The sequence below is a fragment of the Nocardiopsis prasina DSM 43845 genome (assembly GCF_000341265.1).
Lineage (GTDB): Bacteria > Actinomycetota > Actinomycetes > Streptosporangiales > Streptosporangiaceae > Nocardiopsis > Nocardiopsis prasina.
On the sequence record NZ_ANAE01000202.1, the window covers coordinates 1 to 12,522 of the forward strand.

Below are 12,522 nucleotides of genomic sequence, written 5' to 3' on the forward strand. Positions count from 1 at the left end.
ATCCGGTTCAGGGCCGTGTTGAGCCGGTGGAAATCGAAGCGGGCACGGGTGTGCATCTGCTCAGCGGCCGCCGCGATACGCACCGTCGGACGAGGGACGTCAAGGACGCCTTTCTGGTCGGGGTCCGGTTCAGGGGATGAGTCCTGATCGGGGGTGAACTCGAACTTCACGGTCCTGCCTCTCCACATCCGGCTTTCACACGCCTCCTGCTGGCTCCGTTGAGTGAGTCGCACGGCGAACACCCACGGTTCCGATTCTCTCGGATTTGGTCGCGTTTATTGGTACTCCGTCTTGTGAACAGAACGGGCCCCAGGGGGACCAACGGGACATTTCACGAGGTCATCGGCGTGTGAGAGTCAACATGGGGTTTGAAGGTGGGATGGCCGAAACCGGCCACATGACCGTCCAACAGCTGGTGTGGGCTCGCGGACAGGGCAGGTAGGAGACCCGAGGGCCGACCCGCTGGTCTGACCTGTGGCGATGGCTCTCGGACTCACTGGGGGTTGGGGAGCCGGAGGCGGGCGGCCGTCTACGCGTACCGCCACGGCCTGAGCACCTGGGCGGACGACCAGGTGGACGTCCTCGTGGCGTGCTCCGTCCGAGGACCACTCCACTGCGCCCGGCCTCGTGGATTCGGGCCGGGAGCCGCCTCCTCAACCGGCCTGGGGTGGGTCCGTGCCCAGCACGTCGATGGCGTGCTTGCGGTGCTCGGCGAAGAGCCGCACCGCGGTCGGGGCGTCCCCGGCGCGCAGGGCCGCGACGAGGTCGGCGTGCTCACCGGGCACGTGCTCCAGGTAGCCGTCGCTGTTGGCGCGGATCCGGTTGACCAGGAAGAGGTGGACCTGGCACCGGATGGCCTGCCACGCCTGGTGCACGCGGCGGTGGCCGCTCGCGACGTAGACCGCGTCGTGGAAGGCGATGTCGCAGGCCGCCATCTCGTATTCGTCCTCGGCGCGCTCCATGCGGGCGGCGGCGGCCTCGATGGCCTCCAGGTCCTCGCGGCTCGCCCTCCGGGCCACCAGCCCCACGGCAAGGTTCTCCAGCGCGTCGCGCAGGCTGTCGAGCTCGGCGATGTCCTCGGCTGAGAGCTCGGTGACGGTGGCCCCGCGGTGCCAGGCGCTGCGCACCAGACCCTCGGTCTCCAGGCGCATCAGCGCCTCGCGCACCGGGCCCCGACTGACCTCCAGTTCCGCTGACAGGTTCGTCTCGCGCAGCTGGGTTCCGGGCGGGTAGGAGCCGTCGAAGATCGCCTCACGCACACGATCGGCGACTTCGTCGGCCAGGCCTCGGCGGCGTGCGGGTGCCACACGTGTCGGTTCGCTCATCGCTCCCTGTTTCTGTCAATGTCCTAATGTTAACATTCGGACAATGGGTGCCGGGACTGAGCCGCACCCCGTCGCGCCGTGAAGACTGGAGACCGCATATGACCGTGCTCGACTCCCCGATCCCGCGTTTCCACCTGGCCGTCCCGGTGGGCGACCTGGACGCCGCCCGCAGCTTCTATGGAGACGTCCTGGGCCTGGAGCAGGGGCGCAGCAGCGACACCTGGATCGACTGGAACCTTCAGGGCCACCAGTTCGTGACCCATCTGTCCCCCGAGCAGAACAAGCGCATCCACAACCCCGTGGACGGCCACGACGTCCCGGTGCCCCACTTCGGGCTGATTCTGACCGTGGACAGGTTCCAGGAGCTCGCCGAACGCCTGCGCGCCGCGAACACCGACTTCGTCATCGAGCCCTACGTTCGTTTCCAGGGCCAGCCCGGGGAGCAGTGGACGATGTTCCTGCTCGACCCGGCGGGCAACGCCCTGGAGTTCAAGGCCTTCGCCGACGATTCCCAGGTGTTCGCGGTCTGAGGTGCCCTGGGAGCAGGCGTCCGTCCACCCACACCAAGTTGAGGAGTCGACCATGAAGGTGTTCCAGATCGGTGCCGCAGGGGGTGTGGGCCAGCCACTGGCCCGCGTGCTCACCCAACGCGGCGACCAGGTCAGCGGCATGTACCGTCGGCCCGAACAGGTCGAGACCGTGCGTGCCAGCGGGGCCGTGCCGGTTCTGGGGGACCTGATCGCCGACACCGTCGGGCAACTGGCCGACAGGCTGGCCGGTCACGACGCGGTGGTCTTCTCCGCTGGGGCCCACGGGACGGGCACGGACCAGACCTCCGCCATCGACGGCGACGGTCTGAAGAAGGCCGCCCAGGCCGCCGAACAGGCCGGGGTCAGGCGCTTCGTCCTGGTCTCGGTGTTCCCCGAGGCGCTGCGCGGGTCTGCGGAGCCCTCCCCGGGGTTCGAGCACTACGCCGTGGTGAAGAAGGAGGCGGACGCCTACCTGGCCGCCAGGGAGCTGGACTGGGTGATCGTTCGTCCGGGCACGTTGACCAACCAGCGGGGCGGCGGGACGGTCACCGCCGGACCGGCCATCGTCTACGGGGACGTCGCCCGCGAGGACGTGGCGGCTTTCATCGCCGCGGTTCTGGCCGAACCCGCTGTGAACCGGCAGATCGTGGAGCTGACCAGCGGCACGGAGCCGATCGAGCGGGCCGTGAGCCGTCTGGCCGACATGCGTCGCGCCTGAGTGGTGCCCGGTCGGACACCGCCGCTCAGACCGTCCGGTCGGGCGCGGTCGCGTCCCTGCTCCGTGAGGAGGACGGCCGTGAGCAGACCGGGGAAACGCTCATTCAGGTCCTCGGTGCGCACATGACCTGTACGGCTCGGCCGCCCTGGAGCGGGTGCGCGAGGAACACCTGATTCGGAGTCCCGCGAGGCCAACTTGGAGGAGCTGGCCATGGTGGGGCGCAAGACCGTGGACGGGTGCAACGTGCTCGCCCTGACCTGCTGGTGTTCCTCCGGATGGACCCAGCGGGCGCTGGCCGCGAGTAGCGATCGCCCCGAACGGCCCCACTCCTGAGGGAGCGGGGCCGTTCGTCGTGTGCGCCGCAGCCGTGGTTGACTTCACTCCGTAGCTTTCTCATTACCCTGGGTGTTTTCGGGGTCGAGTCGAACGGAGTCCGATGTCGAAGTTCCCTCTGCTGGCCGGGGTCGCCCTCGCCCTGCTGGTGACCACCACCGCCACCGTCCCCGCTCACGCCGAGCCTTCGGACTGCCCGGTGCTGTCCCCGCCGCCCAGCGCGGAGGACCTGGAGCGCTACCTGTGCGGCGACCCCCGTCTGGGCCCGTCCGAGCTTCCCCAGGACAGCCCCGTGGGAACCCTGGTCGAGGGGTACGACCGGCTCGGTGGACTGTCTCCCGTGGAGTTCCTGGACCGCTGGTGGACCGTGGAGGGCAGCTGGGACTACCCGGAGCACGACGGTTTCGTGGTTGTCGACGGGCAGCCGGTGAAGGAGCTCCAGGAGCTGCCCTCGGGCTGGATGCTGGACCGCTTCGGCTCCCCGTGGGGTTCGTTCCTCGCCCCGGCCGGTGCCTCCTACGAGGAGCGCGCGCTGCCGCCCAACTCGCTGAACACGTGGCCTGAGGGGCCCGAGCACAACTACAACTGCTACGAGGTCACCGAGCCGGTCACCGCGTGGGTCGGCCCGATCGCCCCGCACTTCGAGCAGCCCGGCGGCGGCGAGCAGCTGCTCGTTCCGGCCGAGGAGGTCCCCGAGGCCGAGGGGGAGGGCAACGTGCCCGTCAACGACCTCCTGGAGTGGGGCTACCTGGAGCAGCGTCCCACCGAGGAGTGCGTCCTCGCTGACGGCTACGACCTGGGCGCCTGATCGAGCGCCCCGCGCCCTACTCAGGAACGGGGCTCCCGCACCAGGGGACGGGATTGTCGCCGTCGATGTTGGTCAGGTCCAGGTTCTGATCACCTGAACGGTCATGGTTGCTGACGGACTGCTCCGAGTGGCCGTCGTTTCCTCTGACAGCCGCGCCCACGAGCTCTCTGCCCCGGCTGTCAGGCTGCGCGCCGGATCTCCCTTCTCACTGACTCTGTTCAGCCGGTCCGAAACGGAGGCGGCGTCGGGGGGTCTGGCTGACATCCGTAGCGCCTGATCTGTGCCCGGCCGGACACCGTCGCTCAGACGGTCCGGCCGGGCACCGTCGCGTCCATGCTCCGCGCCCGAAGGACGGCCGCGAGCAGACCGGGGAACCGCTCCTCCAGGTCCTCGGTGCGCAGTCGGCTCATGCGGGAGGTGCCCTCGTAGTGCTGGCGGATGACGCCGGCCTCGCGCAGGACCCGGAAGTGGTGGGTCGAGGTGGACTTGCTCACCGGGAGTTCGAAGGCGATGCAGGCCATGTCGTCGTGGCCCTGGGACAGGTCGTGGACGATGCGCAGCCGGATCGGGTCGGACAGCGCGCTGAGCACGTCCTCCAGACGGATCTGGTCGGTCTCGGGGTGCTCGCACTGTCGCCCCTGGGTGGCGCGGGCAGCCTTGGCCATGCTCCGACCTCCTTCCGTTCGGCTGGCATCTCAATGTACGAAGACCGTCGTAGTTTGACAAGCGCCGTAGTACGACTTGTACCGTACAAAGGTCGGTCCCGCCGACACCCGAGACCGCCTACGCGAAGGAACGCCTATGAGCACCCTGTTCACCCCGCTGAAGCTGCGGGGGCTGGAGATCCCCAACCGCGCGTGGATGTCCCCGATGTGCATGTACTCCGCACAGTCCGAGGGCCCCGAGACCGGGGTGCCGACCGACTTCCACCTGGCGCACCTGGCCGACCGGGCGGCGGGCGGCCTCGGCCTGGTCATGGTCGAGGCGACCGCGGTGCGCCCCGACGGGCGGATCAGCCCGTGGGACCTGGGCCTGTGGAACGACCGGCAGCAGGAGGCGTTCAGTCGGATCACCGCCGCCATCCGTGCCCACGGCGCGGTGCCCGCCATCCAGCTCGCGCACGCCGGACGCAAGGCCTCGGTGGACAAGCCCTGGCTCGGCAACCGGCCCATCGCGCCCGCTGACGGCGGATGGACCACGGTCGGGCCCAGCACCGAGCCGTTCCACGACCACCCCGCACCCGCCGAGCTGACCGTCGAGGAGATCGGGCAGCTCGTGCGCGACTTCGCCACGGCGGCCGAGCGCTCCCTCGCCGCCGGGTTCGAAGTCGTGGAGGTGCACGGGGCCCACGGCTACCTGCTCAACTCCTTCCTCTCCCCGGCCGCCAACCACCGCACCGACGCCTACGGCGGCACCCTCGAAAACCGCATGCGGTTCCCGCTGGAGGTCGTCGAGGCCGTGCGGGCGGTCTGGCCCGAACACCTGCCCGTGCTCTTCCGCACCTCGGCCACGGACTGGATCTCGGAGAACACCGAGGACCCGCGTGAGGGATGGACCGTCGAGGACACGGTGCGTCTGGCCAAGGAACTCCAGACCAGAGGAGTGGACCTGCTCGACGTGTCCAGCGGCGGCATGGTCCACGACGCTTCCATCCCCGCCGCTCTCGACTACCAGGTGCCCTTCGCGGAAAGGGTGCGCCAGGAGACCGGGCTGCCCACTGCGGCGGTCGGCCTGATCCTGGAGCCCGCCCAGGCCGAGGAGATCGTCGCGTCCGGTCGCGCCGACGCCGTGTTCCTGGGGCGTCAGCTCCTGCGCGAGCCGTACTGGGCCCACCGTGCGGCGGACGAGCTGGGCGCCGAGTCCCGCTGGCCCATCCAGTACGGCTACGCCGTGGGGCGCAGCAGGAAGTAGTACTGACCCGGTTCCCGGCGGTGTGAGGCGGCATCGCCGGTGAACCGGGGGCCGTCCCCGGGACGGTCAAGACTCGTGTGGCCCGACCATGACCAAGCCTGGGGTGGGCGGTGGCCAGGGACGGGGACCGTCAGGCGAGGCGCAGGAACGCGGCCCATTCCGAGGAGGGGAAGGCGAGATGCCCCTCCTCACGGTGCTTCGTGTCACGGACAGCGGCGCCGCTGGGCAGGTCAGCGACCTCTACACAGTCCTGTGTCTGGCCTCCGCTGTAAGAGGACTCTCGGAAGGAAGCGATTTCGACACAGTTGTCGCCAGAGGGCTGGCTGTGGCTGGACTTGTGGAAGGTGAGTGCTTCGGCACCGGGGAGCATGGCAGAGACCTCCGACGGGAGCTGGGGGCACTGACTGACTCATGTGCGATCCCCGCCACGGTTACACCCCACCTCCGGAGGAAACTTCACGCGCGAGTGGCCGACTGCGGCCACGCGGGGTCGGTGAGGGCTCCTTCCGGTCTGGCGTGAGGTGAAGGAACCTTCCGCCGATGCGAGAGCATCCCTGCCCTTGGAGTGCTGGCGCCGGTTATGCCACCAGGTTGGCTGCCTGGCGCCCGCTACGGCCGGGTGAAGGTCATGTGGGTGACGCCGCTGGGGGTGGTCACCGACTCGACCCGGAAGCGCTCCTCCAGGCCTTCGAGCCCGTCCCACAGGCGCTCGCCACGGCCCAGGACGATCGGGACGACGGCGACGTGCAGGTGGTCGATGAGGTCGGCCGCCAGGAACTCGCGGACCGTGGTCGGCCCGCCGCCGATCCTCACGTCCAGGCCGCCCGCGGCCTCGCGCGCCTGGCTGAGGGCCTCCTGCGGGGTGGCGTCGATGAAGTGGAACGTGGTGCCGCCCTCCATCTCCACCGAGGGGCGGGGGTGGTGGGTCAGAACGAACACCGGTGTGTGGAAGGGAGGGTTGTCGCCCCACCAGCCCTTCCATTCGTCGTTCTCCCATGGTCCGTGCTGGGGGCCGAACTTGTGACGGCCCATGATCTCCGCGCCGATGCCCTCACCCCAGGTGCCAGCGACGGCGTCATCGAGCCCGGTGCTCCCGCCCGGGTTGCCCTGCATCCGCTGGAAGGTTCGGGTCGGGAAGAACCACTCATGGAGCCGCGAACCGGCGTGACCGAACGGGGTTTCGAGACTCTGCCCCTCACCGGTGGCGAATCCGTCGACGGAGATGGAGAAGTTGTGGACCCTCACGCGTGACATTGCGGGGACTCCTGCCCTCGAAGGGATGTGACCGCGAACCGGAACCGCTGACCTGCGAGCTTGGCTCGGTGACAGCAGTATGCATTCACCGGAGTCGGGTATGCGAGACGAACCGCTGTCCGGATGCAGGTCAAAGCGGTGGTGGAGCCACGGGAACAGGTGGAGCCGCCTCGCCGTTGGGCTGGGAACCTTCGCCGGTGCGGAGGTTCCCACCCTGTGCTTGGCGTTGGAATCAGGCGAGGCGCAGGAACGCGGCCCATTCCGAGGTGGGGAAGGCCAGGGTGCCAAGCCCCCTGTTCTGGGTGTCGCGGACAGCGGCACCGCTGGGCAGGTCGGCAACCTCGACACACTCTCGCGCGGTGTTGCTGTAGGTGGACTTGCGGAAGGGAGCCATCTCAACGCAGTTGTTGCGGAAGCTGTAGCTGGACTTGTGGAAGGTGAGTTCGTGGGCGTGCACAGGTGAGTCCTCCGATGGGGGATGGGGGTACTACTTCACTCATGCACCGTCCTGCCCACGGTTACACCCCGGGTTCGGAGGAAAACGTCCCGTACTGGTGGCCAGCTGCGGCCACACTGGGCCCGGCAGTGCAGGGGGCCGTGACCAAGGCGTACGTGATCCGGGACGGGACCCTGCCGCCGATCGACCGGGCCGCCGTCGACCGGCCCTTTCTGCTCAGGATGCACAAGAGGCACGGGATGAGGGTGCGCGGGCCGTGAACGTCGGTCGTCGCCCGCCCTGGCCCTTCGCTGGCAGGGCGACAGGAACCATGAACACGCGGCCCGGGGGATCGTCACGTGACTGCATAACATGAGGTCAGGCTGCACGCGCACGCCATGTCACTCGGGAACTCGGAGAGCGCTGCCATGAAGTACACCGTCTCGATGGAGATCGCCCTGCCGCGGGAGCGGGTGGCACAGCTGCTCGCCGACCCGGCACACATGCCGAAGTGGCTGCGGGGCCTGGTGTCGCACGAGCCGCTGAGTGGGGGGCACGGGCAGGTCGGTACCAAGTCGCGGGTCGTGTTTCAGACGGGCAAGCAGAGGATGGAGTGCACCGAGACCGTCACGCGCCGGGAACCGGCGGACCTGCACGGGATCCCGAAGGGGCAGGTTGTTCACTTCGATCGCGAGATCGTCGGTGAGGGGATGTGGAGCGCGGCGCGCGACCGGTTGACCGAAGCCGGTCCGGAGACGACGCTCTGGGAGAGCGAGAACGAATACCGGTTCAGCGGCGTGATGATGCGGCTGGTGGGGCTCCTGATGCCCGGAGCCTTCCGCAAGCAGTCGCTACAGCACATGCAGGACTTCAAGGCCTTCGCGGAGCAGGGAGAGGACGTCCGCGAAGCGAAGGACTGACCCACGATCAGCGCTCGTCTCCCGAAGGGTGGGGAGCCGCAGACGTGACGGCAGGCCGACCCCTGAGCCCTCTTCCTCCTGTGTCTCGGAGATTTAGGACCAGTACCGCTCGGATCTCTGCGCCCCGTTGCTGGCAGCAGCGGAGGCGGCGCAGGATCTCCCAGCTTTCAGCAGGGCGATGGGTCGCGAACTGACTCTTGCGCCGTCTTGCCCACGGTTACCCCCCCGGGTTCGGAGGAGAACATCTCGTGGACCTGGCTGGCTGTGGCCAAGAGCGCTCGACGTGCCCAAGTGCCCTGCCAGCCATAGGACCAGAGCGTGCACAGGATGCTCCCATGCAAAGCGCACAAAGGGCTCTCGGGCATCGACCGAGAGCCCTTCACCTGCACGTCTACGGGCGGGTAGCGGTAGACAGGAGTGCGGCCCACTCCGCAGACGGAAAAGCCAGGTGCCCGGAACTCCTGTTTTGCGTGTCGCGCACAGCGGACTGGCCAGGGGCGTCTGCGACCTCGACGCAGTCCTGTGTTCGAGCGCCACTGTAGGAGGACTTCCTGAACATCAGTGTCTGGGGTGTTTCAAGCATGGCTTTTTCCTAGGTCATCAGGCCACGGATGTGGTCCCTGCTCTCCTCAACAGACAGGGCAGTGGCCTGCAAGTGGTCGTATACATGCTGGTAGTGCGTGATCTCGGTAGGCTTTTCCAGGTAGAGTTCCTGGGCCATGACCTCGAGGTAGACGACTGAAGGGTCGGGCGGCTCAAAGTCGAGGATAACCATCTGCCCTGTCTCTCCATGGAGTCCACGACTCAACGGTAGAACCTGCACGCCAATGTTCGGAGTGTGGCTCACCTCGATGAGGTACGCGAGTTGACTGTGAAGCTCCTTGGGAATGCGCCGCAGAGCCGACTCGTCAATGATTGCCCACAACGTGGCCGCTGGAGACGAGTGGAAGACCGCACCCTTCCTGAACATCCGGGCTTGTACCCGGAGATCCAGATCCTCGTCATCGGTCATTCCCGAGGCGAGGAGCATGGCCCGTGCGTACTCCTCAGTCTGGAGCAAACCGGGGATCACCATCGACTGGTAGGTCCGAATGCGAGTTGCTTCGGACTCGAGCCCGACAAACTGACCGGTGCCAAGTGCATCGCCGAAGCTTGCCCACCAGCCACGGCGGTTTCCTTCCTTCGCCAGCGTGATGTACGGGTCCCACTCGCCTTCTGGGACTTCGTAGATCTCAAGTAGGAGCTTCAGATCATCGAAGCTCAGGCGCTTCCAATCCGCCTTCTCCAAGCGGATCAGCTTGCTGAGTGACCAGCCTCTTGTCTTCCCCGACCTTGCCTTCGCTTCGGTGGTGACGTCTTCGGCGGTGAGGCCTGCATCTTCTCTCAGAGCCCGGAGCTGACGCGACAGGCGTTTCCGTCGCAAGGTCGGACTGCTGCTCACGTCGTCACTCCGTGTGGTTGCAGAGGGTGTTTGAGCTGATCCTACGGGCCAACCGCCAGACTCCGACATTTCGCGCATCCTCCATGTCTTGATGGCATGTCACGTAGGATTCTCGCAGTCATCTAAAGATGGCATTGCATTTTTTGGTGACTCCGAGGCACTATGGAGCTACATGAAAGCTTCGCCGGGCCTCCCACCCGGCACCCGAACACCCGGAGCCGCGCTATGCCGCGATACCTCAACCTCTCCGAGTTGGCGCACGTGCGCTGGCTGGCCTCGGAAGCAAGGCGCCGCCGTCGCCCCCGCAAGGCAGCACGCGTGCGCGACTACGCCTCAGCACTACAGAGCCTCAAGGGGACAGCACCGTCGAACTCCTCCCGGCGCCCGCTGGTCCCCTCACCCCGACGCCCCATGGACACCGTCCCCCTGGACGTCCTGCGGGACCTGGTCTCCGCACTCCAGCGGCTGGCGGTGGCCTTCTGATGCTCGACACCTACACCGGTGACCTGCTCGCCGTCGCCAAGGACGCCCTCCAGGCCCCCGAGCACCTCTCGCCCCAGGAACTCTCCGACTGGTACTCCCACACCCTCCGCAACCGGCTCCCCCTGATCCTCGAAGCCCTGGGCATCGCCAGCGAGGAACAGGACATGGAGCTGGCCACCCAGATGATCGACCAGGCCATCGCGGAGCACCCCACCACCCGGTCCACGCCCAAGCTCCCGCTCCGGCGCCCGTACGGGACCCCACCCACCGGCGGGCTCCTGGTCCCCGAGCGGGTCCTGTGCGATCTCCTCTACCGGCACTGGGCGATGACCATCGAGGGCACCGAGCCGAACCAGAAGTTCGTGGCCCGCCGCCCCTTCGGCTGGAAGGGGGAGGGCGATCCCTTCGAGCGGATCACCGCGTCCACCCGCCCGGAACTGCTGCGGCTGCTCGCCCACCGCCACCTGGGCACGGGCGACTCCTCGTCGGACACCAAACCCAAGCCCGGTACCCCCGAACCGCCGAAGGTCTGAACCCGAACCACCCCAGACCCCGCGCGTCCGCTGAGGTTCCTCAACCCCGAGCGATCCGGCGGGCGCGCGCCCACACTCGTCCTGCTCCTGGTCGGACCGACAGGCTCAACCGCCGCGTCAGAACCGAATCCGAACCCGCCAGCGTCGCCGCGCGCACACGAAAAAGCTCTGGCGGGTGCACCACCACCCCCAGAGCAGGCCGACACTCACCCCCGAAAGAGAAAGAGAACCGCCGACATGACCATTGTGCCGCACACTCCCGCCCCACTCCACTCGGTGACCGCCACCGCACCCTCCGTCGGACGCCGCTGGCCCTTCCGCGTCTACCCGGGTGACCTCTCCCAGGTCTCGCGCGTGCGTTCCGATCTGGCCGCCGACCTGGGCAGGTTGGCCGGGTTGGGCGCCCAGTCCGCAGCAGACGTCATCCTGTGCGCCAGCGAGATGTTCGCCAACGCCTGCGACCACTCCCTCTCCGGTGAGGACCCCGAAGGCCGGGTGCTCCGTACCCTGCACATGCCCACCGCCACCACCCTCAAGGTGGTGTTCATCGACGACGGCACCCGTACCGACGCCGCCGATCAGCTGGGACCGAAGCTCCCGGACCAGCGCACCCCCGAGGAGTGGGACGAGGCCGAGCGCGGCCGGGGCCTGCTGCTCATCCACCACCTCGCCAGCCGCTGGGGCACCCGCTCGGTGCTGGACTTCCCCTTCTGCGCCGGGCTGGGCACCGTCGCCTGGGCCGAGTTCACGCTCGCCGGAGACCAGCCATGACCGACTTCGACACCGGCACCGAAACGGGCACCAACGTCGACACCGGCCCTGACACTGACCCCCGGCTGAGGTCGGTACTGGACGCGCCCAGGGGACACCGCTTCTCCCGCCCCGGCGAAACGAGCGCGCGCATCCGCACCCACTCCCGCATCCGCACGCACACCCTCACGCACACCCTCACCGGAGAGCCCACCACTCATCCCGGATCCGGGGACGCCGCCCACCCTCCCGGGCCGGACGGCTGGTTCGGCTCGGAGACCCAGCAGGAGCGGGAACGGCGGCTGCTGCCCCAGATGGTGGGCAATCCCAGGGTCGCCCACCGCCTCCAGTACGGGCAGCTCCCGCACTGGGTGATCGTGGCCCGACAGCACCGCGAGCGAGCCGCGCGCGAGGCCAGGGAGGCGGCGGAGACCGCCGCCAGGGAACCGGTGCCCGCACCGCCCGAACCGCCCGAACCGCCCGAACCAGCGCGCGGCCGTCACCGGGCCCCGCTCCGGTGGTCGGGCTGGCCCGCCCTGGCCGTGGGCGCGACGCTCCTGTTCGGCCTCCAAACAGGGGTGGCGATCGGCGAGGGTCTCGTGCGAGCGGCCGGAGTCCTGCCCGCGTCGAGCGTTCCCCCGGGCTGCCTCCCGTTCCCCTGACCGCACCCGCACCCGCCCCAGGACTCCGCACCCCGCCCCTCGGCGAGAACAGCAGACCCGCCCCGGACACGCGCGTGTCCGGGGCGGGCCCCTGGTGTCCGACCAGGTTCGGGGAGGCGCGGTCCTACAGGCGGGACCAGGCCTCGGTGAGGACCTTGCGCAGGATGCGCTCGATCTCGTCGAAGTGCTCGGGGCCGCAGGTCAGCGGCGGCGACAGCTGGATCACCGGTTCACCCCGGTCGTCGGCGCGGCAGATCAGCCCCGCCTCGAACAGCGCGGAGGAGATGAACCCCTTCAACAGGGTCTTCGACTCCTCGGCGGAGAAGGTCTCCTTGGTCTCCTTGTCCCGGACCAGCTCGATCCCGTAGAAGAAGCCCTCCCCGCGCACGTCGCCGACGATCGGCAGGGGCCGCAGCCG

At 68.4% G+C, this 12,522-nt stretch carries 18 protein-coding genes and 1 pseudogene; 11 read left to right on the forward strand and 8 right to left on the reverse strand.

Going from position 1 to position 12,522, the window contains the following annotated elements; all coding sequences use genetic code 11:
* Positions 1–653 precede the first annotated feature (653 nt).
* Positions 654–1,325 (reverse strand): GntR family transcriptional regulator, encoded by a 672-nt coding sequence (locus tag D452_RS0124605; protein ID WP_017546792.1) that lies wholly within the window; start codon positions 1,323–1,325, stop codon positions 654–656.
* A 98-nt stretch (positions 1,326–1,423) separates the two neighbouring features.
* Between D452_RS0124605 and D452_RS0124610 the strand changes: the two genes are divergently transcribed.
* The 4 genes from D452_RS0124610 (at position 1,424) to D452_RS0124625 (ending at position 3,714) form a co-directional block, all read left to right on the forward strand.
* Entirely contained in the window at positions 1,424–1,855 is a 432-nt protein-coding gene (locus D452_RS0124610; RefSeq protein WP_017546793.1) for a VOC family protein, read from the forward strand.
* Between the two features lie 52 nt (positions 1,856–1,907).
* On the forward strand, positions 1,908–2,573 hold the full coding sequence (locus D452_RS0124615) for an NAD(P)H-binding protein (protein WP_017546794.1): 666 nt from the start codon (positions 1,908–1,910) through the stop codon (positions 2,571–2,573).
* 210 nt (positions 2,574–2,783) lie between these two features.
* Positions 2,784–2,906, forward strand: a complete 123-nt coding sequence (locus D452_RS31785; protein ID WP_275040746.1) for a hypothetical protein — start codon at positions 2,784–2,786, stop codon at positions 2,904–2,906.
* Positions 2,907–3,009: 103 nt separating this feature from the next.
* Positions 3,010–3,714: a TNT domain-containing protein gene (locus D452_RS0124625; RefSeq protein ID WP_017546796.1), complete on the forward strand. Its 705-nt coding sequence runs from the start codon at positions 3,010–3,012 to the stop codon at positions 3,712–3,714.
* Between the two features lie 302 nt (positions 3,715–4,016).
* Here D452_RS0124625 and D452_RS0124630 read toward each other — a convergent pair whose 3' ends face one another.
* The gene (locus D452_RS0124630) at positions 4,017–4,379 is read right to left on the reverse strand and encodes an ArsR/SmtB family transcription factor (protein WP_017546797.1); all 363 of its coding nucleotides are present in this window, start codon (positions 4,377–4,379) and stop codon (positions 4,017–4,019) included.
* Positions 4,380–4,515: 136 nt separating this feature from the next.
* On the opposite strand from D452_RS0124630, the gene D452_RS0124635 reads away from it, so the two are divergent.
* Positions 4,516–5,625: an NADH:flavin oxidoreductase/NADH oxidase gene (locus tag D452_RS0124635; RefSeq protein WP_017546798.1), complete on the forward strand. Its 1,110-nt coding sequence runs from the start codon at positions 4,516–4,518 to the stop codon at positions 5,623–5,625.
* A gap of 130 nt (positions 5,626–5,755) precedes the next feature.
* Here the strand turns inward: D452_RS0124635 and D452_RS0124640 are convergent, their stop codons facing one another.
* The 3 genes from D452_RS0124640 to D452_RS0124650 all read right to left on the reverse strand — a co-directional run bounded on the left by D452_RS0124640 (position 5,756) and on the right by D452_RS0124650 (position 7,336).
* Positions 5,756–5,995, reverse strand: coding sequence for a DUF397 domain-containing protein (locus tag D452_RS0124640; protein WP_017546799.1), 240 nt, complete (start codon positions 5,993–5,995; stop codon positions 5,756–5,758).
* A 239-nt stretch (positions 5,996–6,234) separates the two neighbouring features.
* The gene (locus D452_RS0124645) at positions 6,235–6,879 is read right to left on the reverse strand and encodes a dihydrofolate reductase family protein (RefSeq protein WP_017546800.1); all 645 of its coding nucleotides are present in this window, start codon (positions 6,877–6,879) and stop codon (positions 6,235–6,237) included.
* A 232-nt stretch (positions 6,880–7,111) separates the two neighbouring features.
* Positions 7,112–7,336 carry a DUF397 domain-containing protein gene (locus D452_RS0124650; protein WP_017546801.1) on the reverse strand — a complete coding sequence of 75 codons (225 nt, stop codon included), beginning with the start codon at positions 7,334–7,336 and terminating at the stop codon, positions 7,112–7,114.
* A gap of 41 nt (positions 7,337–7,377) precedes the next feature.
* Between D452_RS0124650 and D452_RS31130 the strand changes: the two genes are divergently transcribed.
* Both D452_RS31130 and D452_RS0124660 read left to right on the forward strand, forming a co-directional pair.
* Positions 7,378–7,596: a hypothetical protein gene (locus tag D452_RS31130; RefSeq protein WP_204366628.1), complete on the forward strand. Its 219-nt coding sequence runs from the start codon at positions 7,378–7,380 to the stop codon at positions 7,594–7,596.
* Between the two features lie 147 nt (positions 7,597–7,743).
* A complete protein-coding gene (locus D452_RS0124660) occupies positions 7,744–8,235 on the forward strand; it encodes an SRPBCC family protein (RefSeq protein ID WP_026129650.1) in 492 nt (163 codons plus the stop codon).
* A 391-nt stretch (positions 8,236–8,626) separates the two neighbouring features.
* Here the strand turns inward: D452_RS0124660 and D452_RS29935 are convergent, their stop codons facing one another.
* Together D452_RS29935 and D452_RS0124665 are read right to left on the reverse strand one after the other, a co-directional pair.
* Complete coding sequence (locus D452_RS29935; RefSeq protein WP_083927615.1) at positions 8,627–8,818, reverse strand: DUF397 domain-containing protein; 192 nt, start codon at positions 8,816–8,818, stop codon at positions 8,627–8,629.
* 9 nt (positions 8,819–8,827) lie between these two features.
* Positions 8,828–9,676 carry a helix-turn-helix domain-containing protein gene (locus D452_RS0124665; protein WP_026129651.1) on the reverse strand — a complete coding sequence of 283 codons (849 nt, stop codon included), beginning with the start codon at positions 9,674–9,676 and terminating at the stop codon, positions 8,828–8,830.
* Positions 9,677–9,901: 225 nt separating this feature from the next.
* Between D452_RS0124665 and D452_RS0124670 the strand changes: the two genes are divergently transcribed.
* From D452_RS0124670 to D452_RS31545, 4 genes are all read left to right on the forward strand, one after another.
* Positions 9,902–10,159 (forward strand): hypothetical protein, encoded by a 258-nt coding sequence (locus tag D452_RS0124670; protein ID WP_017546805.1) that lies wholly within the window; start codon positions 9,902–9,904, stop codon positions 10,157–10,159.
* Entirely contained in the window at positions 10,159–10,692 is a 534-nt protein-coding gene (locus D452_RS0124675; protein WP_017546806.1) for a hypothetical protein, read from the forward strand. The genes D452_RS0124670 and D452_RS0124675 overlap by 1 nt, the downstream gene beginning before the upstream one ends.
* A gap of 237 nt (positions 10,693–10,929) precedes the next feature.
* Positions 10,930–11,463 carry an ATP-binding protein gene (locus D452_RS0124680; protein WP_017546807.1) on the forward strand — a complete coding sequence of 178 codons (534 nt, stop codon included), beginning with the start codon at positions 10,930–10,932 and terminating at the stop codon, positions 11,461–11,463.
* The gene (locus tag D452_RS31545; RefSeq protein ID WP_017546808.1) at positions 11,460–12,104 is read left to right on the forward strand and encodes a hypothetical protein; all 645 of its coding nucleotides are present in this window, start codon (positions 11,460–11,462) and stop codon (positions 12,102–12,104) included. The genes D452_RS0124680 and D452_RS31545 overlap by 4 nt, the downstream gene beginning before the upstream one ends.
* Before the next feature lie 124 nt (positions 12,105–12,228).
* On the opposite strand, the pseudogene D452_RS0124690 reads toward D452_RS31545, so the two are convergent.
* Positions 12,229–12,522: pseudogene (locus D452_RS0124690) on the reverse strand (aminotransferase class III-fold pyridoxal phosphate-dependent enzyme); the annotation flags it as partial.